The sequence below is a fragment of the Dokdonella fugitiva genome, from assembly GCF_004342425.1.
GTDB classification, from domain to species: Bacteria; Pseudomonadota; Gammaproteobacteria; order Xanthomonadales; family Rhodanobacteraceae; genus Dokdonella_A; species Dokdonella_A fugitiva.
In genome coordinates this window covers 46,937-67,606 of the sequence record NZ_SLWQ01000013.1, presented here as the reverse complement: position 1 = coordinate 67,606, position 20,670 = coordinate 46,937, and the positions used below count along the sequence as shown (strand labels likewise).

Here is a 20,670-nt window from a genome sequence, read left to right as displayed (position 1 = left end):
CGCCCGCACCGAGCGGGCGCGGGCCGCCGCGTGCCGCGATGCGACCGGATCAGCCGTCGAAACCGTCGACGAAGATCGGTTCGTCACCTGCCCCGCCGAGCAGGCGCACCGCAGCCATGTCGGTCCGCGGCGGATCGAACGAACGCACGATGCGCCCCGCGACGATGATGCCGCCATCGGCCTGCAGCGCCAGCGCTCGTGAATCGCTCGAGGCACTGGCTTCGCCGCCCGCGGCAAGGTCGGCGTGGAAGATGCCGGCGTCGGCGAAGCCTTGGTCGAGCGCGCCGTCGGCCGTCGCGCGCAGCACGGCGAACTGCTGTCGCTCGGTCGACGAGAAATAGGTCATCGAGACGACCGCCTTGCCGTCGGCCTGGATCGCGAGCGCGCTCGCATCGAGCGAGCGCGTGCCGCCGGCCACGTCGACGTACAGGAAGCCCGCGTGTTCCTGCACGCCGAAATCCGTATCGCCCGCGCCGTCGGTGGTGAGCCGGCCCAGCACGGCGCCGCGCGTGCCGTCGCTGTCGGCGACGCGGTAACCGGCGAACACGATGCGGCCGTCGTCGAGCAGCGCGAGCCGGTCGATGCCGTTCGCCATCGAGGTGTCCGATTCGTCGTGGAAAACGCGCCAGCCGTTCGCGTTGAACGCCGGATCGGGTTCGCCCGCCGGTGTGAGCCGCGCGATCGCGAAGTCGCTGTTCACGCCGGGCCCGTAGGCGGCGTAGCGGCCGCCGACGATGATGCCGCCGTCGGCCGCGATCGCGACGTCGGCAAGGTAGCCGTCCTTGCTCGCGTCGGACCATGGGATGAAGACGACGCCGCCGTCGCCGAAGGAAGCGTCGGGCGCGCCGTCAGGCAGGGTGCGCACGACGACGCTCGTGCGGCGGTAGTCGAGTTCCCGCTCGCCGCAGGCGACGACGCGGCCGTCGGCGTCGATCGCGAGCGCGTGCAGCACGAAGTCGGGGAAACGCACGGCGCCGCCGTCGCCGAACGACGGATCGAGCGCGCCATTGGCATCGAGCTTGACGATGAAACCCTGGGTCGGCGCATCGGCGACGGCAGTGCCGACCGCGACGATCGAACCATCGTCGTTCCGGACCATCGCGTCGAGCGACTGGATGCGCGTGCCCGGCACGAGGTCCGGCAGCACATCGACGCCGGCGCCGACGATGTCGCCGAACGTGTCGTCGGGGCTGCCGTCGGGATTCATGCGCATCAGCATGCCGCGGATTTCCGGTTCGAACGGCGGGTTGTCGGGCAGCGGATGGTGGCGCATGCCGGAGAACAGCAGCTTGCCGTCGGGGAGGACCAGGGCATCCATCGCGACCAGCGCCGTGGTTTCGACGCCGTCGGCCGCAACGACCGAGGTGCCCCCGGTACCGAAGGCCGGATCGACCTCGCCGTCGGCGGCGGACACCGCCGCGCTCAGCGCGAGGAGCGTGGAGAACGAAGCAAGCATGAACGGGCGGCAGGAATTTCGCGACATCGAGACACCTTGCGGTCGGGGGAAAACCCGAGTGTCCGCGTGGTGGAGGAACGGCGTGTTCGGATCTCCTGAAATCCATGTTCGGAAATGATCAAGGCATTGATCGGCCGGCGATTTCCCAGGCCCTCGCGCGACGCGTGGCGAGGCACCGGTGGACGTGGCAGCCAGCGATGGTCCGCATCGGCACATGGCAAAACGGCCACCTCGCGGTGGCCGTTTCGCGTGCATCCTGGCGCTTGATCGACTACTGGCGCTCGGCGGCGGTCGCGTCGCGCGTGGCGCGGAACTCGGAGTCCTTGGCCCAGTTCGGCCAGCGCGTCGAGTTGGCGAGATCGCTGCCCACCTTGTAGAGCAGCGGCAGGTCGTGCGCCATGCCGGCGAACGTCCACGACGCCTGCCATTCGTCGGCCGGCTGGTGGTAGCGGTTCTTCACGTAGTCCTTGCCCGCCGCCTCGCCCGCGGCACTGCCACCGACGACGAGGTCATCGCCCATTTCATACGAGAGCGCCGGCACGCCGCGCTTGGCGAACGGGAAGTGGTCGGAGCGGAAGAAATGGCCTGCCTCCGGGTGCTGGTCGGTCACGTAGGCGAGATCGAAGCCCTTCGCGGTCGTGACGAGCTCGTCGAGCAGGTCGGACTTCGCGCTGCCCGAGGTCGAGAAGTTGCGGGCTACGCCGTCCGGGCCGAGTGCATCGGTGTTGAGCACGGCGACCGTCTTGGCGAGCGGATACAGCGGCTTGGCCGAATAGTATTCCGAACCGAGCAGGCCCTTCTCCTCCGCCGTCACGGCGAGGAACACGATCGAGCGCTGCGGCCTGGGACCGTTCGCGAACGCGCGGCCCATTTCGATCAGCGCGGCGGTGCCGGTCGCATTGTCGACCGCGCCGTTGTAGATGCGGTCGCCCTTCGCGTCCGGCGCGCCGACGCCGAGGTGGTCCCAGTGCGCGCTGTAGATCACCGTTTCGTCGGGACGCGTCGAGCCTTCGACGCGACCGACGATGTTCTGCGAGGTGATCACCTTGCTGTCGACCGCGTACTCGGCGGAGAACGTGGAACCCTTGAGTTCCACCGGCTTGAATTCGCGCGTCTGCGCCTGCTTCTTCAGCGCGGCGAAGTCGAGGCCGCTGCGCTTGAACAGGTCGACCGCGAATTCGCGCGTGATCCAGCCCTCGACGGGTACGTGTTCGGCCTCGGGATGGTCGCGTACGATGTCGAACATCGTGTTCGTGTTCGAATTCTTCACGGTCGCCCAGCCGTACGAGGCCGGCTCGGTCTCATGCACGATCAGCAGGCCCGCTGCGCCACGGCGCGCGGCTTCCTCGTACTTGTAGGTCCAGCGGCCGTAGTAGGTCATCGCCTTGCCGCCGAAATCGCCCTTGCCGCTTTCGAAGTCGGGATCGTTGACGAGCACGACCGCGACCTTGCCCTTGAGATCCAGGCCCTTGAAGTCGTCCCAGTTGCGCTCGGGCGCGTTCACGCCGTAACCGGCGAAGACCAGCGGCGCATCCTTGACCGACACCGCCCTGGAACCGTTGAGCGGCGCGCGCACGGCGATCTCGCTGCCCTGCGTCAGGCCCTGCGCCTTGCCGTCGTGGCTGACCGAAAGCTTCGGCTGGCCGCTGATCTCGGCGCGCAGCAGCGGCACTGCCTGCGTCCACGCACGCTTGCCGTCCTTGAGGTCGCCGCCCGGCTGCAGGCCGGCCGCCTTCATCTGCTCGATCACGTATTCGACCGTCTTCGTCTCGCCGGCGGTCGCCGGGGCACGGCCTTCGAACGCGTCGGAGGACAGCACCTTTACTTCTTCCGACAGGCGCTTGGGGTCGAATTTCGGTGCGTCCGCAGCGGCCGCGACCACGGGCAGGGCGAGCGCGATCGCGATCGCGAGGGTGTTCTTCATGGGTGGGACTCCTTGCGGGGTAACCGGTCGATCCTAGCAAAGGACGCACCGGCGCGACCCATGACTTTACACACCCTTGCGCTTGACCGTGGTTGCGTTCCCGCTCAGCCGTCGGTGGCCTCCGGATGGCGTTCCCGCCAGGCCGCGAGCGCGCGCGCGTAGCGTTCGAGCGCGTCCTCGTGCACGTCGTAGATGCAACGCACGCAGCCACCGCCGCAACAGTCGGCAGGATCGGGGTCGGGCGGCGGCTGCGGCCGCGGATCGTCGTCGGTCGTCATGCCACTGCCCTGCCCGCGTGCTTGGGGCCGGCGATTGCTTCGTGGGCGGCTGGCGCGGCGTTCGACGCTGCTGCTACCGTGGCACCGGACCCACGACGGAGCCGCACATGCAGATCGAGTTCCATGGCGCCGCGGGCGGCGAAGTCACGGGCTCGTGCCATCTCGTCGAAGCCGCCGGCCACCGCGTGCTGCTCGACTGCGGCATGATCCAGGGCAGCCGCGAAGCGGAGGCGCGCAATCTCGCGCCGTTCGATTTCGACGCCGCCTCGATCGATGCCCTGGTGCTGAGCCATGCCCATATCGACCATATCGGGCGTGTCCCGCTGCTCGTCAAGCGTGGCTTCCGCGGCCCGATCTGGGCGCAGCGGGCGACCTGCGACCTGCTGCCGATCATGTTGCTCGACGCCGCATCGCTGGCCGAACAGGCCGCCGAGCGCGCGAACAACGATCGCGCGCGGGGCGAGCCCGAAATCCGGCCCCTGTACACGCGCGAGGACGTCGAGGCGACGCGCAAGCGCCTGCGGCCGCTTCCCTATCACGCGTGGCAAACGATCCTGCCCGGCGTGACGCTGCGCCTGCACGACGCCGGCCACATCCTCGGCTCGAGCATCGTCGAGCTGCGCGAGGAAGGCGCGGCGCCGCGCACGCTCGTGTTCTCCGGCGACGTCGGCATGAGGGGTACGCCGATCCTGCGCGATCCCGAAGCCCCGCCGGCCGCGGACCTGCTGCTGATGGAATCGACCTACGGCGACCGCGACCACAAGGAGCGCCTCGCGACCGTGGCGGAGCTCGGCAGCATCTTCGACGAAGCGCGCGAGGACGGCGGCAACGTGGTGATTCCCGCGTTCGCGGTCGGGCGCAGCCAGGAACTGCTGTACTGGTTCGCCGCGCACTACGAGGACTGGAACCTCGAGCGCTGGCGCATCTTCCTCGACAGCCCGATGGCGGCGAAGGTGATGGGCGTGTACGACCGCCACGAGGAACTGTTCGACGCCGAGGCGGCGAAGGTCTGGCGCGGCCGCCTGCGTCCGTTCGCGCTGCCGAACCTGCGCGTCGCCGAAACGGTGGAAGACAGCAAGGCGATCAACCGCCTGCACGGCGGCGCGATCATCGTCGCCGGATCAGGCATGGCCAATGGCGGACGCGTGCGCCACCACCTCGCCAACAACCTCGCCCGACGCGGCGCGCACGTGGTCTTCGTCGGCTATCAGGCGCACGGCACGCTCGGCCGGCTGCTCGTCGACGGCGTCCGTCGCGTGCGCCTGTTCGGCGACGACATCGAGGTGCGCGCGCGCATCCACACGGTCGGCGGGCTGTCCGCCCATGCCGACCAGCACGGCCTGCTCGAATGGTATGGCGCGGGCGCCTCGCGGCCGCCGGTCGTGCTCGTGCACGGCGAAGACCCCGCGCGCAGCGTACTCGCGTCGGAACTGCACCGCCGCCACGGCATCGAGGTCACGCTGTCCCGGCCCGGCATGCGCCGCGCGATCTGAGGCTCACGCACCGACGCGTGCGCGCACCTGCTCGAAGTCGCGCACCGGGCGCACCTCGATGCAGCCGAAGCGCGCCCACGGGAATTCCATCGCCATCCGCATCGCCTCGTCGATGTCCGCGGCTTCGATCAGGTTGAAGCCGCCGAGGATTTCCTTCGTCTCGGCGAACGGGCCGTCTACGATGCTCGCACGGCCGTTGCGCACGCGCAGCGACTTCGCCGTGCCCGCGCCTTCGAGCTGCTGCGAATCGAGCAGCTTTCCCGCACCCTTGAGCTCGTCGGCGTGCGTGATGCAGCCGTGCATGAGGCGGTCGAATTCCCCGGCCGGCAATTCCTGCAACATCGACTCGTCGGTGTACACGAGCATGAGGAACTTCACGGCGCCTCCTGGGCTTCGAGGAAGAACGGTTCGACCGCGCCTTTCAGCTTGATCGTCATCGGGTTGCCGTGGCGGTCGCGCGCGCGGCCTGCCGCGACGCGGATCCAGCCTTCGCTGACGCAGTACTCCTCGACGTCCATGCGCTGCCTGCCGTTGAAGCGGATGCCGATGCCGCGGGTGAGCAACGCTTCGTCGTAATGGGGGCTCTTCGGATTCACGCACAGGCGGTCGGGCAGCGTATCGGTCATCGTTCACCTCGGGATGCTTGCGAGCGCGCGCCCGCCCGCGAGGGCGGCACGCGAACGCGAAGCATAGCGGGCGCGGTGCGGGCTGGCGACCTGACGACGGTGTCAATACTCGCCGGCGACCCGCTTCGCCGCGACTTCCCGCCGCGGCGGTGCACCGAACAGGCGGCGGTATTCGCGGCTGAACTGCGAGGGGCTCTCGTAGCCGACGCGGTGCGCCGCGGCCGCAGCCTCGAGTCCCTCGACGAGCATGAGCCGGCGCGCCTCCTGCAGGCGCAACTGCTTCTGGTACTGCAGCGGCGTCGTCGCCGTCGCGGCGCGGAAGCGCTGGTGCAGCGACGAGGCGCTCATGTGCGCGGCAGCCGCGAGGTCCTCGATGCGCAGCGGCTCGGTGTAACGCGCCTTCAGGAGTTCGATCGCGCGCGCGACGCGCTGCGACGGCCCGTCGGCCTCGCACAGGCTGCGCAGGCGCTGGCCGAGTTCGCCGAGCAGAACCCGGTAGTGGATCTCGCGCAATGCGAGCGGCGCGAGCACGGCCGCTTCCGCCGGCGCGTCGAGCAGGCGCACGAGGCGCAGCACGGCGTCGAGCAGCGCGGCGTCCATGCGCGCGAGGAACAGCGCGCGTTCACCGCCCGCGCGCGCGGGCGCGGCGGGCCCGAGCTGCACGAGCAGTTCGTTGACGAGCCTCGGCTCGACGTCGATGCGCAGGCACAGGTACGGCTCGGCCGGCGTCGCCTCGATGATCTGGCTCACCAGCGGAATCGACATCGACACGACGAGGTAGTTGAGCGCGTCGTACATGTAGATCTCGTCGCCGAGCATCGCGCGCTTGCGGCCCTGCACGACGACACACAGGCTCGGATGGTAGACGCAGGCGATCGGCTGCGACGGCGAGCTCGCCCGGATGAGGCTCAGGCCCGCGATCGCGGTCACGTGCACGCCGTCGTTGCCCGTGTTTCGGGCAATCCGGTCGGCGAGTTCGGCCTGTTGCGCATCGAGCCCGGAGCGCGCTTCGACGACGTTGGACGGCTTGTCGCTCATCGGAATCCACCAGCAGGGACGCGCCGTCGATTATGCCGGCGGCGCCAGCTCGCGCGCGGCGCGGCGCGGCATCGTGGAGGATCGGGCAAGAATCGGCGAGCATCCGGCACGTCCCGGGACGGTGTCCGCACTAGCGTATGCAGTGTTCCCTTCCCAGTGGAGACCGGCATGAACAGCCACGATTTTCCCCGCCGCACGCTCGGCCGCCAGGGCCTCGTCGTTTCCGCGATCGGCCTCGGCTGCATGGGCATGTCCGACTTTTACGGACCGAGCGAGGAAGCGACCAACCTCGCCGTGCTCGACCACGCGCTCGACATCGGCGTGAACTTCCTCGACACCGCCGACATGTACGGCGTGGGCCGCAACGAAGAGCTGCTTGCGAACGTGCTGCGGCGCCGCCGCGACGAGATCGTGCTCGCGACCAAGTTCGGCAACGCGCGCGCGCCGAACGGCGACTTCCTCGGCGTCGATGGCCGCCCCGAATACGTCGCCGCGGCCTGCGACGCCAGCCTGAAGCGCCTCGGCGTCGAGCACATCGACCTCTACTACCAGCACCGCGTCGACCGCACCGTGCCGATCGAGGAGACCGTCGGCGCGATGGCGCGCCTCGTCGAGGCCGGCAAGGTGCGCCACCTCGGCTTGTCGGAAGCATCCGCGGCGACGATCCGGCGCGCGGCCGCGGTGCATCCGATCGCCGCGCTGCAGAGCGAATACTCGCTGTGGACGCGCGACGTCGAGGCCGGGATCCTGCCGACCTGCCGCGAACTCGGCATCGGCTTCGTGCCGTACAGCCCGCTCGGCCGCGGATTCCTCACCGGCGCGATCCAGGACACGGCGTCACTCGCCGCGAACGACTGGCGCCGGCAGAACCCGCGCTTCCAGGACGCCAACCTCGCCCAGAACCTCGCCCTCGTGAATGCGGTCACCGACCTCGCCCGCGCGCGCGGCTGCACGCCCGCGCAGCTCGCGCTCGCCTGGCTGCTCCACCGCGGCGAGGACATCGTGCCGATCCCGGGCACGCGCCGCATCGAACGCCTCGACGAGAATGCAGGCGCGGCGCGCATCCGTCTCGATGCCGCGGAATTGCAGTCGATCGAAGACGTGCTCGCCGGCCATGCGGTGGCTGGCACGCGCTATCCGGCGGCGGGGATGACGGCGGTGAATGGGTGAGGGCTGAACCCGATCGGCGGCACGCGCTGCACGCGTACGCCTGCGGGGGTATTCGCCCCGAGGGAGCACCTTCCGGCGTGGGGCGGCTCAAGCGCGAAGGGGATAAGGCGGATCCGCCGCTGCGCGGCGGGACCCGGCCCGCCGCAAGCAGGACAGCGAGCCAGGCGCATGGATTCACGGCGCGCCGGGTGGATGCGCCCGCCCGACGACGACGCGGTTGCGGCCGCGCGCCTTTGCCGCGTAGAGCGCGCGGTCGGCCGCGTCGATGAGCGCGTCCGGCGACTGCGTGCCGCCGGGGCGCATCGCGCAGACGCCGATGCTCACGGTCACGTGCGGCGCGATCGCCGACGCCGGGTGCGCGAGCGCGAGCTTCTCGACGCGCCGCCGCAGGTGTTCCGCGCGGCGGCGGGCCTCGCGCTGGTCGCTGCGCGGCAGCAACAGCGCGAGTTCCTCGCCGCCGTAGCGCGCGACGAGGACGTCGTCGCGCTCGATCATCGTGCTCGACAGGCGCGCGAGCTCGCGCAGGCATTCGTCGCCGTACAGGTGGCCGCAGGCGTCGTTGAGCGGCTTGAAGCAGTCGACGTCGACGAGCAGCAACGCGAGGGGGCGGCGGTCGCGCAGGTGGCGCGTCCATTCCTCGCCGAGGCGCTGGTCGAAGCAGCGGCGGTTGGCGATGCCTGTGAGGCCGTCGCTCATCGACAGCTGCTCGAGCTTGCGGTTGGCGAGTTCGAGTTCGCGCACGACGCGCGCAAGATGAATCGTGCCGGCGATCTGCGACGCCACCGCGTCGAACATCGCACGCACTTCGAGCGTGAAGAAATCCGCCTGCGTCGCCTCGAGGTTGAGGACGCCGTGCAGGCGCGAGCGATGGCGGATCGGCAGGATGTATTCCGAACGCACGTGCGCGTTGCCCGGCACGTAGTCCGGGTCGTGCTCGACGTCGGCGATGAGCTGCGCCTCGCCCGTGCGCGCGCAGCGCCCGGCCGCGCCGCGCTCGATCGGCCACGGCATGCCGAACGGCAGGTCGAGTTCGAGCTTGCCGGCCCAGACCTCCTGCACGAAGTGCGTGCCTTCCTCGTCGAGCAGGATGATGCTCGCGATCGCCACCGGCAGGTGGCGCGTGATGCAGTCGACGATGCGCTGCAGGACTTCCTCGAGGGTTTCGCCCTGCAGTGCTTGGGCCGAGACCTCGGCGAGGATCTCGGTCAGCGTCGCGCGCTCGCCGCGCACGCCCTGGCGATGGCCGCGCGCGGCGGGCCCGCCGGAATCGTGCCGCTCGGCCGTGGAACGCCTCATCGGTGGCACACCCCCTGCTCCGCCCAGTCTACGCCACCGCGGCGGCGTGCCGGGAGGCGCACGCCCGCGTATGCTGGTGCGCCGTTGCAACCGGAGCCCGCATGACGACGATCCTCGGCATTTCCGGCAGCTTGCGCGCCGGGTCATACAACACCGCATTGCTGCGCGCCGCGCAAGCGCTCGCCGCCCCCGGAGTCACGCTCGAAGCCGTGACCCTGCACGGCATTCCGCTCTACGACGGCGACGTCGAACGGCGCGACGGGCTGCCGGCGGCCGTGCTGCAACTCAAGCAGCGCATCATCGCGAGCGACGGCGTGCTGCTCGTGACGCCCGAGTACAACAGCGGCATCCCGGGCGTATTCAAGAATGCGATCGACTGGCTGTCGCGTCCGGCCGCGGACATCCCGCGCGTGTTCGGCGACCGCCCGTTCGCCCTGGCCGGCGCCTCGCAGGGCGGCTTTGGCACGATCCTCTCGCAGGATGCGTGGTTGTCCGTGTTGCGCAAGCTCGGCGTGCGCCACTGGGCCGGCGGCACGCTCATGGTCTCGCGGGCGACCCAGGTGTTCGACGAGGACGGCGCGCTCCGCGACGAGGCGATCCGCAAGCAGCTCGGCGATTTCCTGAATGGTTTCGCCGCATGGATCGACGGCAGCGGCGCCGGCCGCTGAACGGAGGCGCGCGGCGTGACGCCGTGCGCCTGCGGGGTCATTCGTCGCGCAACGCCTCCACCTGGATGCGCAACGCGACCTTCATGTCGAACCCGTAGTCCTTGCCCGCGTCGAGGCCGAACGCGGCGCGATCGAACGAGCCGCTCGCGTCGGCGCCGCACAACTCGCGCTTGTTGATCGGGTGCGGGATGCACTTGAAGCGGCCGATCGCGAGCGTGAGCGGCTTCTGCACGCCGTGCAGGTCGAGCGTGCCGACGACCTCGGTCGGCTTGCCGTCGACGAAATGACCCAGTTGCCCCTTGTAGGTCGCCTTCGGGTACTTCGCGACGTCGAAGAGGTCCTTGCCGCGCGCCCATTCATCGAGCTTGTCCATGCCGAAGTCGATGCTCGCCAGATCGATCGTGACGTCGACGCTGCCGCGCTTCGCTTCGCGGTCGAGCACGACCTTGCCCGAGCTCGCGTCGAGCTTGCCGCGCCAGTACGAGATGCCCATGTGGTCCGCTTCGAAGCTCGGGAAGGTGTGCATGGGGTCGAGCGTGTAGGTCGCCGGCGCCGCGGCAGCGGTGCTCGTCGCGCCGAGCGCAGCCAGCAGCAGGACGGTGCGGATCGTGGTGCGGTACATGGGGGCTCCTCGGTTCGTGGTCGGGCGGCGACGGCGGGGATTTCACCGTCGATGCAGGTACGACGAACAGGGAACGCGGGATTCGACACGTGAACGCCGCGGCTCACGTCGGAAGACGCGGGAGATCACGCGGCGCGCCGCTCAAGCGCTCCAGCGCAACGCGCGGCGCGCGAACAACACGCAGATCGTGCCGAACACCATGTGCGCGACGACGCTCAATGCGATCCAGTCCAGATGAGTGAACGACGGCGATCGTCCCACCCGCGAAAGCGGCATGACGACGAAGTTCATGCCGATGTAGAGCACGATGCCGTACAACGGCCCCTTGATCGCGATGCCGCGCAACAGGCCCGGCACCCGCCGCGCGACCAGCGTGTAGATGAGCACGAACACCGTCGCCATGAACAGGTGCAACGCGGCACCGAGCAGCGCAGTGGGCACGCCACCGTCGTAGCTCGCCCGGCCGAGCACGCCGACCGCGATCGACTGGAACACCTTGGTCAAGCCGCCTGCGTCCCAGCTGAACCAGACGGTGGTGGCGAATGCGGCGTCGCCGAGGGCGACCAGGAGGCCACCGAAGAAGACCTGCAGCCAGTCGACCGGGCGTTGCAGCGTGGCGGGGATCGCGGACATGGCGGGTTTCCTCGACGGTATCGAAATGCTCATGCGTCCGCAGTCTGCACGAATCGGCGTTACATCGGTTGCGCGATTGGGTGGCCACACGCGACGCGGCGCGAGGGCGCGCGCGGCCGCGGTCACGCATGGTGCCCGAGGAACGCATCGACGAGCGTGGCGATGCGCGGCGCTTCCTCCTCGAGGGCGAAATGGCCGGTGTCGAGCAGGTGCAGGCGTGCATCGGGGACATCGCGCAGGTACGCGCGTGCGCCGATAGTCGCGCGCGAGGTCGATCTGGATGCGCGCGCGCCCGGGCTGGTCGAGGAAATGCTGGTCGAGCAGCCAGCCGTCGGGCGCGACGTGTTCGACGTCGGCGGTCCGCCTTCGTACTGCGCACGCGTCATCGCGAGGGTGAGGAGGCCGGTAACCCTGTCCTCGGCGCCTTCGAGGCCCGCGCGCATCGCGACGACGTGTTCGACCTCGTCGCCGAACGCATCGACCTCGCCGTGCGCTTCGGCTGGCTGCGTGGTTCGTCGATGCGTGCGGCAAGGCTCGGCGAGTTCGCGCAATGGGTGGTCGGTTCACCCGCGTACTTCGCCGAGGCAGGGATACGAGCGGCCCGCCCCGGCGCCGCGCCCCGCCTGCCCGCGAATGCACGGGCGGAACCCGCTATACTTCGCGCGTCCACGGTTCGCGGTGGGAGAAGCGGCGCACGACGCCGCTGCCGAAGGCGCAACGCCCGTAATCGCTCAGGCCCTGCACCACCGCGAACGGACACTCTGGAGAGATCGGCCACCCGGCGACGGGCGAAGCGCCGGCGCCGAAGGGGCACGAAGCCGCCGCCCGCAAGGGCCGGCTTCCAAACTCTCAGGCAAAAGGACAGAGGGGCGCCCGGCGTGCGGCCTCGCACGTCACTGCGGACCCCTTTTGCCATGACCCAGACATCCAAGCCTTCCCTGCGCGAGCTGGAGCACCACGCCGCGTTCATCGAGCGCCACATCGGCCCGAACGACGCCGAGATCGCCCACATGCTGCGGACGATCGGCCACGCCTCGCTCGATGCGATGACCGACGCGATCGTCCCCGCCTCGATCAAGTCACCCGCCCCGCTCGCGCTGCCCGCGCCGCTCACCGAGGTCGAGGCGCTGGCGAAGATCCGCGCGATCGCCGACAGGAACCAGGTGTTCAAGTCGTGGATCGGCCAGGGTTATTACGGCACGCACACGCCGAACGTCATCCTGCGCAACATCCTCGAGAATCCGGCCTGGTACACGGCATATACGCCGTACCAGGCCGAGATCTCGCAGGGCCGCATGGAAGCCCTGATCAATTTCCAGACGATGTGCGCCGACCTCACCGGCATGGAGATCGCGAACGCGTCGCTGCTCGACGAGGCGACCGCGTGCGCCGAGGCGATGACGCTCGCCCGCCGCTCGTGCAAGTCGAAGTCGAACCGCTTCTTCGTCTCGGCCGGCGTGCACCCGCAGTCGATCGAGGTGGTGCGTACGCGCGCCGAGCCGCTCGGCATCGAAGTCGTCGTCGGCAAGGACGAGGACGCAGCCGGCACGGACGCGTTCGGCGTACTGCTGCAGTACCCGGACACGTTCGGCCACGTCGGCGACTACCAGGCGATCGCCGACGCGGTACACGCGCGCGGCGGCCTCGTCGCGGTCGCGACCGACCTGCTCGCGCTGACCCTGCTCGCCGCGCCGGGCGAATGGGGCGCCGACATCGTCGTCGGCAACTCGCAGCGCTTCGGCGTGCCGTTCGGCTACGGTGGTCCGCACGCGGCCTTCATGGCCTGCCGCGATGCCTACAAGCGCTCGATGCCGGGCCGCCTCATCGGCGTGTCGGTCGACGCCGAAGGCAAGCCCGCCTATCGGCTCACCCTGCAGACGCGCGAGCAGCACATCCGCCGCGAGAAGGCCACCTCGAACATCTGCACCGCGCAGGTACTGCTCGCGGTGATGGCGAGCATGTACGCGGTCTACCACGGCCCCGAGGGCCTCGTGCGCATCGCGCGCCGCGTGCATCGCTTCGCGGCGATCCTCGCCGCGGCGCTGCGCAAGGCCGGTGCGACGGTCGGCGGCGACCATTTCGACACGCTGCACGTGAGCGGCATCGACGCCGCCGCGGTGCACGCCAAGGCTGCAGCGGCGCGCATCAACCTGCGCCCGCTCGACGCCGCGAGCCTCACCCTCAGCCTCGACGAAACCACCACGCGCGAGGATGTCGTGCAGATCGCTTCACTGTTCGGCGCTCGCATCGACGACATCGACGCGCTCGACGCGGCGACGCCCGACGCGCTGCCGGCGGCACGGCAGCGCCGTTCGGCCTTCCTCACGCACCCGGTGTTCAACACGCACCACAGCGAGCACGAACTGCTGCGCTACATGCGCGCGCTCGCCGACAAGGACCTCGCGATGGATCGCACGATGATCCCGCTCGGCTCCTGCACGATGAAGCTGAACGCGACCGCCGAGATGATCCCGGTGACGTGGCCCGAGTTCTCGGCGATCCATCCGCTCGCACCGGCCGGGCAGGCCGAAGGCTACAAGGACCTCATCGAAGGCCTCGAGGCGATGCTGGTCGAATGCACCGGCTACGACGCGGTGAGCCTGCAGCCGAACTCCGGCGCGCAGGGCGAATACGCCGGCCTGCTCGCGATCCGCGCCTACCATCGTTCGCGCGGAGACCACCAGCGCGACATCTGCCTCATCCCGGAATCCGCGCACGGCACCAACCCCGCGTCGGCGCAGATGTGCGGCATGCAGGTGGTCGTGACGAAATGCGATGCGAACGGCAACGTCGACGTCGCCGACATCCGCCGAGCGGCCGAGAAATACAGCGACCGCCTGGCCGCGATCATGATGACCTACCCGTCCACGCACGGCGTGTTCGAGGAGGACGTGGTCGAGATCTGCCGCATCGTCCACGAGCACGGCGGCCAGGTTTATACGGACGGCGCCAACATGAACGCGCTCGTCGGCCTCGCCAAGCCGGGCAAGTGGGGCTCGGACGTGTCGCACCTCAACCTGCACAAGACGTTCTGCATCCCGCACGGCGGCGGCGGCCCCGGCGTCGGCCCCTGCGCCGTGAAGTCGCACCTCGCCCCGTTCCTGCCGAAGGCGTTCGGCGCCGGCGGCCTGCACACGGGTGGCACCGGCACGGGACCGATGGTCAGCGCGGCGAGCTACGGTTCGGCTTCGATCCTGCCGATCAGCTGGATGTACATCGCGATGATGGGCGCGCAGGGCCTGCGCAAGGCGACCCAGGTCGCGCTGCTCAACGCCAACTACATCGCCACGCGCCTCGCGCCGCACTACGAGACGCTCTACACCGGGCGCAACGGCCTGGTCGCGCACGAGTGCATCCTCGACCTGCGCCCGATCAAGGACGCGACCGGCATCAGTGCGGAGGACGTCGCCAAGCGCCTCATCGATTTCGGCTTCCATGCGCCGACCCTGAGCTTCCCCGTGGCCGGCACCTTGATGGTGGAGCCGACCGAAAGCGAATCCCTGCACGAACTCGACCGCTTCGTCGACGCGATGATCCAGATCCGCGAGGAGATCCGTGCGATCGAGGACCGCCGCCTCGACCGCGAGGACAATCCGCTCAAGCACGCGCCCCATACCGCGACCCAGGTATCGGCGTCGGAATGGACACACGCCTACCCGCGCGAACTCGCCGCATTCCCGCTGGCGGTGCTCAGGCAGCAGAAGTATTGGCCGCCCGTGGCGCGCGTCGACAACGTCTACGGCGACAAGAACGTGATGTGTGCATGCATCCCCGTCGAAGCGTTCAAGGGCGAGATCGAGGCGTTCAGCGAACCGAACGTCGCCTGAACCGCGCAGGCCGGCAGGCCCCGGAAGGCGGGGCCTGCCGCGCCAGGCGGCCGGCATCGGCCACGCCAGGGTGCGCTTGCCAGCACGGGGACCCTCGCCTAGGCTCTCCGCTCCGCCGTGCAACGGCCAATTGCCGCAAAGTGCACCATGCCCAACTCTCCCCAAGCTGCAACCATCTGGAAGGAACAGGAGGCCACGGCTTCCGACGGCACGCCCCTCGCCTGGCTCGGATCGTGGGTTGCGATCTCCGGAAAGACCGCTTTCGTGAGCGCGAAGAACGCGACCGTCGCCGGGCAGCCGTCGCAAGGCGCGGTGTACGTGTTCGACAAGTCCGGCAGCGGCTGGCAACAGCGGCAGAAGCTCGTCGGCAAGGGCAGCACGGCGGGTGACCAGTTTGGTGCCGCCGTCGCGCTGCACGGAAACATCGCGTTCGTCGCCGCGCCGAACGCGGCGGTCGGCAACAACATCTGGCAGGGCGTCGTGCACGTCTTCATGCGCGGCGGCACGACGGAACGGTCGGGCTGGTCCGAGACGCAAGTACTGGCCGCGAGTGACGGCACGCGCTTCGCCACCTTCGGTACGGCTGTCGCCTTCGACGGCGACTACGCCTTCGTCGGCGCCGGCGGGGCCAGCATCCATGGCGAGTACCAGCCGCGCAAGGTGTACGTATTCCGTCGCCCCAGCCACGCCGGCGACTGGGTGCAGACGCAGATCCTCGAGAACCCGGCGCCCGACGACGTGACCAATTCCTTCGGCGCGGCGCTCGCGGTCTCCGGCAACACCTTGCTGGTCGGCGCGCGCACGGCCACGCTGGGCGGGAACATCGGCCAAGGGATCGTGTACCCGTATCGCCTGGACGACGGCGTGTGGGTGCAGGATGGCAAGATTTCCGATGCGCAAGGCGCGGCGCGCGACAATTTCGGCGTTTCGATCGCGCTGCAGGGCCACACCGCCCTGATCGGCGCGCAAGGTGCGGTCGTCGACGGCAACCAGGGCACCGTGTACCGCTACGAGCGCGATCGCAGCGGATGGCGGCTCGTGCAGAAGATCGTGCCGACCGCCTCGGACAGCGCCAGGCCCGCGTTGTTCGGCGCCCTGGTGAGCATGTCGGGTGACACCGCGCTCGTCGGCGCGTACGCGGAGAAGGACTACCGCGGCGCCGCCTACCTGTTCAAGCTGAAGTCCGGGATGTACGCCCAGCACCAGCGACTTTCGGCCAGCGACGGCGTCCCCGGCGACGTCTTCGGCTATTACGGCGCGCTCGACGGCGCGTCGGCGGCGGTCGGCGCGTACACCAAGAAGGTCGGCAGCAATGCACAGGAGGGCGTGGTCTACTTCTACGACGCCCATTCGTTCGGTGCCTCACCGGCGGCGCACGAAGCCTGATCAGGGCGTGCCGGCGCAGCGGTCCTCGACCCACTCCGCGAACACGCCGAGCAGTTCGCCCAGCACGTCCGCGTCCGTGCGCCCGCTGCGCACGGGCACGTGGAAGGAATGGTCCGCGTGCTCGATCTCGTGCAGCGTCGCGGCGACGAGGCCGGCGACCACGGGGCGCAGCAGCGCCGGCACCGCCAGTTCGTCGCGCGTGCCCTGCAGGAACAGCATCGGCACGCCGACGTCGGACAGGTGCGACGCGCGATCGATCGACGGCTTGCCGGCCATGTGCAGCGGAAAGCCGAGGAACACGAGGCCGCGCACGCCAGCGAGCGGTTCGAGTGCCTGCGCCTGCGAGGTCATGCGGCCACCGAACGACTTGCCGCCGGCGAACAACGGCAGGTCCGGCCAGCGGCGCGCCGCCTCGGCCACGGCCGCGCGCACGGTCGCCTGCGCGATCTTCGGCGAGTCGGGCCGCTTCGAGCCGCGTTCCATGTACGGGAACAGGTAGCGCAGGCTCGCGATGCCGCGCGCGGCGAGACCGTCGGCAACCGCAGCCATGAACGGATGCGTCATGCCCGCGCCAGCGCCATGGGCGAACACGAACGCTGCATGCGCATGCGCCGGTGCCACGGCCAGCATGGAAACGGATTTACCGCCCGCCTCCGGCGGCAGCGCCATCGCGCCGATGTCCGCGCGCCGGTCAGCCACCGTGCCCCTCCTCCACGCCGTGCAGCAGCGTCGTCGCGTATGCGGGTGCCGTCGGTTCGTGCATGAAATACACGTACGCGTCGGTCCATGAGGTCGCGCGCAGGCGTTGCGCCCAGCGCCCGAGTTCGTCGTCCGGGTAGTCCTCGAGGCGCAGCCGCACGTAGCCCCAGGGCGCGGTCTCGACCAGCGGCGGCGGTGCATCGTCTTCGCGTTCGGACAGGCACAGCGCGGCGCCGACGCCCTGCAGCAACGCGTACACGCCATCGTCGAACCAGCTGGCGTGGCGGAATTCGAACGCGGCGCGATGATCGCCCGGCAGCACGGCGAGGAAATCGCGGAGCCGTGCGAGGTCCTTGCGGATGAACGGCGGCAGCTGGAACAGCACCGGTCCGCGCTTGGCGCCGAGCGATTCGAGCGTGCGGTACAGGTAGATGACCGAATCGGCCGCGGCGTCCGCCTCGAGGCGCGCATCGTGCGTGATGCGCCGCGGCGCCTTGATCGCGAAGCGGAATCCCTGCGGCGTCGTCGCGGCCCAGGTCTCCAGCACCGATGCCTTCGGCATCTGGTAGAAGGTATTGTTGATCTCGACCGTGGGCAGGCGCGCGGCGTACCAGGCAAGCATGCCGTCGGGCTTCATCGTCGTGGGGTAGAAGCTTCCCTTCCACTCCTTGAACGAGTAGCCGCTCGCTCCCGCCCACAGTCGTGCTGTCATGGCCCGGCCCTCGTCCGACGCGATACAGACATGGCGAAACTCGGCGAATATTCCGCGAAGCGCCGCTTCGAAACCACCCCCGAGCCCAAGCCCGGGGTGCGCGCGGACGCCGCCGGCCCGCTGCTGTTCGTCGTGCAGCAGCATTCGGCCCGCCACCTGCACTACGACTTCCGCCTCGAGTGCGACGGCGTCCTGCTGTCGTGGGCGGTGCCGCGCGGCCCTTCGCTCGACCCGAACGACAAGCGGCTCGCGGTGTTCGTCGAGGACCATCCGTACGACTACGCCTCGTTCGAAGGCGTGATCCCGCCGGGCCAGTACGGCGCGGGCGAAGTGATCGTGTGGGATTGCGGCGTGTACAGCCCCGACGAAGGCGGCACCGCCTTCGACGATCGCGCGCTGGCGCAGCGCCGCGTGCGCGAGGAACTCGCCGCGGGCAAGCTGAGCATCCAGTTGCGCGGCGAGAAGCTCAAGGGCTCGTTCGCACTCGTGCGCACGAAGGATGCGAAGACCTGGCTGCTGATCAAGCACAAGGACCGCTTCGCCGGCCCGCACGACCTCCACGCGCAGCCGCGCTCGGTGCTCTCCGGCGTCGAGGTGAAGGACCTCGAGGTCGTGCCCGTGCAGCGCATGCCCGCGTCCCGCCTCGTTCCGACCGGTAAGCACGCGGCGATGCCGGCGCCATTCGCACCGATGCAGGCCGAGACCGGCGCGAAGGTTTTCCGCGACCCGGCGTGGCTGTGGGAACCCAAGCTCGATGGCTACCGCATGCTCGTGTACGTCGACGAACCTGGCGTGCGCATGCGTTCGCGCCGCGGGCTGGAACTTGCACCGACGTTCCCGCGCCTCGCCGCGGAACTAAAGCAGCAGGGGCCGCATGGCGTGATCCTCGACGGCGAAATCGTCGCCTTCGACGCGAGCGGCAAGCCCTCGTTCAACGCGCTGCAGAACCGCTTCCAGCTCAAGAACGCGCGCGAGATCGCCGCGGCCGACAGGGCCTCGCCGACGCTGTTCTTCGCCTTCGACCTGCTGTATTTCGCCGGCATCGACCTGCGCCGCCTGCCGTACGCGGACCGCCGTCGCCATCTCGCCCAATGCCTGCTGCCCTCGCCACTCGTGCAGTGCGTGCACGCGGACGAGGACGGGCCTGCGCTCGAGCAGGCAGCACTCGCGAGCGGTTTCGAAGGCGTGATCGGCAAGCGCAAGGACAGCCGCTACGAGCCGGCCAAGCGGTCGCCGTCCTGGCTCAAGGTGAAGCCGGTGCAGAGCGCGGAGTTCGTCATCGGCGGTTACACACGCGGCAAGGGCTCGCGCGCAGCGCTCGGCTCGCTGCTGATCGGCTATCACGAGGGTGGCGAACTGCGCTTCGCCTCGCACGTCGGCTCCGGCCTCGACGGTCGCTCGCTCGGCGAACTCGAGGAGCGCCTGCAGGCCCTGCGCACGCGCAGCTGCCCGTTCGCGAGTCGGCCCCTCGTCAATGGCCCTGCCACCTGGGTGAAACCGGAACTCGTCGCCGAGGTGGAATACCAGAGCTGGACCGATGACGGATCCCTGCGCGCGCCGGTGTTCCTGCGCCTGCGCGACGACATCGATCCGAAATCCGTGCGGCGCAGCCGGGCGCGGGCGCCGGACCTTGCGAGCGACGCCGCGGGCGAAGTGAAGGCCGCGCCCTCCGCGCGCGGCCGCAGCCATGCCGAACCGGCCGAACCGCGCACGCGCGCGCGCAAGGGCGCTGGAGCAGCGGCGCCGGTGGATGCGCGCATCGGCGAAGTCCTCGCCCAGCTCGAACAGCCGAAGAACACGCTCGACCTCGCCGTCGGCGCCGAGCGCATCCGCCTCACCCATCTCGACCGCGTCTACTGGCCGGCCGATGCCGCGCTGAAACAACCCGCGCTGACCAAGCGCGACCTGCTGCGCTACTTCGCACAGGTGTCGCCGCTGATCCTGCCGCACCTCGCCGACCGGCCGCTGACGATGATCCGCATGCCGGATGGCATCGGCGGCCAGCGCTTCTTCCAGAAGCACTGGGAGCAGGCGCGTCCCGCCTTCACGCACACGATCACCGTGTTCTCCGAACACCGCGACGAGCAGCACGACTACCTCGTCTGCAATGATCTCCCGACCCTGCTCTGGCTCGCGCAGTCGGGCACGCTCGAGTTCCACGTCTGGCATTCGCGCGCGAAGGTCGGTCCGGATTCGGTGTCGAAGTCGACGGACTTTTCGAGTTCGCTCGAAGCGCTCGAGGCGTCGGTGCTGAACTACCCCGACTACGTCGTCTTCGACATCGACCCGTACATCTACTCGGGCAAGGAGGCCAAGGGTGCCGAACCCGAGCTCAACACGGTCGCGTTCGAGAAGGGCAAGGAGGTCGCCTTCGCGCTGCGCGAGCTGCTCGCCGAAATGAAGCTCGAGCCGATCGTGAAGACGTCCGGCAAGACCGGCCTGCACGTGTTCGTGCCGATCGAGCGCACGCTCGACTTCGACGACGCGCGCCGCGTGTCCGAACTCGTGAGCCGGCACCTGCTCAAGCGCCGGCCGAAGGACATCACGATGGAATGGAGCGTGCAGAAGCGCACCGGCAAGATCTTCATGGACCACAACATGAACGTGCGCGGCAAGACCCTCAACTCCGCCTACTCGCCGCGCGGGGTACCTGGCGCGCCCGTGTCGATGCCGCTGAGCTGGGCCGAACTCGAAAAGGCCCACCCCCTCGACTTTACCGTAACAAATGTGGTAAAGACGTTGATTCAAAAGGGAGATCGCTGGGCGGACATTCTCGAACGCAAGCAGGATCTGGCCCGCATACTCGGCTCGAAACGACGCTGAGCATGCGCGTCGTCCCGCT

The 20,670-nt window shown here is 69.4% G+C and carries 18 protein-coding genes and 2 riboswitches; of the genes, 6 read left to right on the top strand and 12 right to left on the bottom strand.

The window, feature by feature from the left end; genetic code table 11:
* Nucleotides 1-49: 49 nt before the first annotated feature.
* The 3 genes from EV148_RS17215 to EV148_RS17205 all read right to left on the bottom strand — a co-directional run bounded on the left by EV148_RS17215 (nucleotide 50) and on the right by EV148_RS17205 (nucleotide 3,658).
* Entirely contained in the window at nucleotides 50-1,483 is a 1,434-nt protein-coding gene (locus tag EV148_RS17215; protein WP_158287527.1) for an NHL repeat-containing protein, read from the bottom strand.
* Nucleotides 1,484-1,727: 244 nt separating this feature from the next.
* Nucleotides 1,728-3,380 (bottom strand): M28 family metallopeptidase, encoded by a 1,653-nt coding sequence (locus EV148_RS17210; protein WP_132000089.1) that lies wholly within the window; start codon nucleotides 3,378-3,380, stop codon nucleotides 1,728-1,730.
* A 104-nt stretch (nucleotides 3,381-3,484) separates the two neighbouring features.
* The gene (locus EV148_RS17205; RefSeq protein WP_132000088.1) at nucleotides 3,485-3,658 is read right to left on the bottom strand and encodes an oxidoreductase-like domain-containing protein; all 174 of its coding nucleotides are present in this window, start codon (nucleotides 3,656-3,658) and stop codon (nucleotides 3,485-3,487) included.
* 107 nt (nucleotides 3,659-3,765) lie between these two features.
* On the opposite strand from EV148_RS17205, the gene EV148_RS17200 reads away from it, so the two are divergent.
* Nucleotides 3,766-5,151, top strand: a complete 1,386-nt coding sequence (locus tag EV148_RS17200; protein WP_132000087.1) for an MBL fold metallo-hydrolase RNA specificity domain-containing protein — start codon at nucleotides 3,766-3,768, stop codon at nucleotides 5,149-5,151.
* 3 nt (nucleotides 5,152-5,154) lie between these two features.
* Here EV148_RS17200 and EV148_RS17195 read toward each other — a convergent pair whose 3' ends face one another.
* The 3 genes from EV148_RS17195 to EV148_RS17185 form a co-directional block, all read right to left on the bottom strand.
* On the bottom strand, nucleotides 5,155-5,529 hold the full coding sequence (locus EV148_RS17195; RefSeq protein WP_132000086.1) for a YciI family protein: 375 nt from the start codon (nucleotides 5,527-5,529) through the stop codon (nucleotides 5,155-5,157).
* Nucleotides 5,526-5,777, bottom strand: coding sequence for a DUF3297 family protein (locus EV148_RS17190; RefSeq protein ID WP_132000085.1), 252 nt, complete (start codon nucleotides 5,775-5,777; stop codon nucleotides 5,526-5,528). Before EV148_RS17190 ends, EV148_RS17195 begins: the two co-directional genes overlap by 4 nt.
* Before the next feature lie 102 nt (nucleotides 5,778-5,879).
* Nucleotides 5,880-6,815: an AraC family transcriptional regulator gene (locus tag EV148_RS17185; protein WP_132000084.1), complete on the bottom strand. Its 936-nt coding sequence runs from the start codon at nucleotides 6,813-6,815 to the stop codon at nucleotides 5,880-5,882.
* Between the two features lie 168 nt (nucleotides 6,816-6,983).
* On the opposite strand from EV148_RS17185, the gene EV148_RS17180 reads away from it, so the two are divergent.
* Entirely contained in the window at nucleotides 6,984-7,985 is a 1,002-nt protein-coding gene (locus tag EV148_RS17180; protein WP_132000083.1) for an aldo/keto reductase, read from the top strand.
* A gap of 174 nt (nucleotides 7,986-8,159) precedes the next feature.
* On the opposite strand, the gene EV148_RS17175 is transcribed toward EV148_RS17180, so the two are convergent.
* The gene (locus EV148_RS17175; protein ID WP_158287526.1) at nucleotides 8,160-9,281 is read right to left on the bottom strand and encodes a GGDEF domain-containing protein; all 1,122 of its coding nucleotides are present in this window, start codon (nucleotides 9,279-9,281) and stop codon (nucleotides 8,160-8,162) included.
* Between the two features lie 101 nt (nucleotides 9,282-9,382).
* Between EV148_RS17175 and EV148_RS17170 the strand changes: the two genes are divergently transcribed.
* A complete protein-coding gene (locus EV148_RS17170) occupies nucleotides 9,383-9,949 on the top strand; it encodes an NADPH-dependent FMN reductase (protein WP_132000081.1) in 567 nt (188 codons plus the stop codon).
* Between the two features lie 37 nt (nucleotides 9,950-9,986).
* Here EV148_RS17170 and EV148_RS17165 read toward each other — a convergent pair whose 3' ends face one another.
* The 3 genes from EV148_RS17165 to EV148_RS17155 all read right to left on the bottom strand — a co-directional run bounded on the left by EV148_RS17165 (nucleotide 9,987) and on the right by EV148_RS17155 (nucleotide 11,755).
* Nucleotides 9,987-10,571, bottom strand: coding sequence for a YceI family protein (locus tag EV148_RS17165; RefSeq protein WP_132000080.1), 585 nt, complete (start codon nucleotides 10,569-10,571; stop codon nucleotides 9,987-9,989).
* 141 nt (nucleotides 10,572-10,712) lie between these two features.
* Nucleotides 10,713-11,204, bottom strand: coding sequence for a hypothetical protein (locus EV148_RS17160; protein ID WP_132000079.1), 492 nt, complete (start codon nucleotides 11,202-11,204; stop codon nucleotides 10,713-10,715).
* Nucleotides 11,205-11,326: 122 nt separating this feature from the next.
* Nucleotides 11,327-11,755, bottom strand: coding sequence for an alpha/beta fold hydrolase (locus EV148_RS17155; RefSeq protein ID WP_132000078.1), 429 nt, complete (start codon nucleotides 11,753-11,755; stop codon nucleotides 11,327-11,329).
* A 118-nt stretch (nucleotides 11,756-11,873) separates the two neighbouring features.
* Nucleotides 11,874-11,960: riboswitch (glycine riboswitch) on the top strand.
* Between the two features lie 3 nt (nucleotides 11,961-11,963).
* Nucleotides 11,964-12,071: riboswitch (glycine riboswitch) on the top strand.
* Between the two features lie 47 nt (nucleotides 12,072-12,118).
* On the opposite strand from EV148_RS17155, the gene gcvP reads away from it, so the two are divergent.
* Both gcvP and EV148_RS17145 read left to right on the top strand, forming a co-directional pair.
* Nucleotides 12,119-15,031 carry an aminomethyl-transferring glycine dehydrogenase gene (gene gcvP / locus EV148_RS17150; protein WP_132000077.1) on the top strand — a complete coding sequence of 971 codons (2,913 nt, stop codon included), beginning with the start codon at nucleotides 12,119-12,121 and terminating at the stop codon, nucleotides 15,029-15,031.
* A 147-nt stretch (nucleotides 15,032-15,178) separates the two neighbouring features.
* The gene (locus tag EV148_RS17145; protein WP_132000076.1) at nucleotides 15,179-16,417 is read left to right on the top strand and encodes a hypothetical protein; all 1,239 of its coding nucleotides are present in this window, start codon (nucleotides 15,179-15,181) and stop codon (nucleotides 16,415-16,417) included.
* Here the strand turns inward: EV148_RS17145 and EV148_RS17140 are convergent, their stop codons facing one another.
* Together EV148_RS17140 and EV148_RS17135 are read right to left on the bottom strand one after the other, a co-directional pair.
* On the bottom strand, nucleotides 16,418-17,116 hold the full coding sequence (locus EV148_RS17140) for an alpha/beta hydrolase family protein (protein ID WP_199222815.1): 699 nt from the start codon (nucleotides 17,114-17,116) through the stop codon (nucleotides 16,418-16,420).
* A complete protein-coding gene (locus EV148_RS17135) occupies nucleotides 17,109-17,828 on the bottom strand; it encodes a DUF72 domain-containing protein (protein WP_132000075.1) in 720 nt (239 codons plus the stop codon). The genes EV148_RS17140 and EV148_RS17135 overlap by 8 nt, the downstream gene beginning before the upstream one ends.
* A gap of 30 nt (nucleotides 17,829-17,858) precedes the next feature.
* On the opposite strand from EV148_RS17135, the gene ligD reads away from it, so the two are divergent.
* Nucleotides 17,859-20,651: a non-homologous end-joining DNA ligase gene (gene ligD, locus EV148_RS17130; protein ID WP_132000074.1), complete on the top strand. Its 2,793-nt coding sequence runs from the start codon at nucleotides 17,859-17,861 to the stop codon at nucleotides 20,649-20,651.
* Nucleotides 20,652-20,670: the final 19 nt, after the last annotated feature.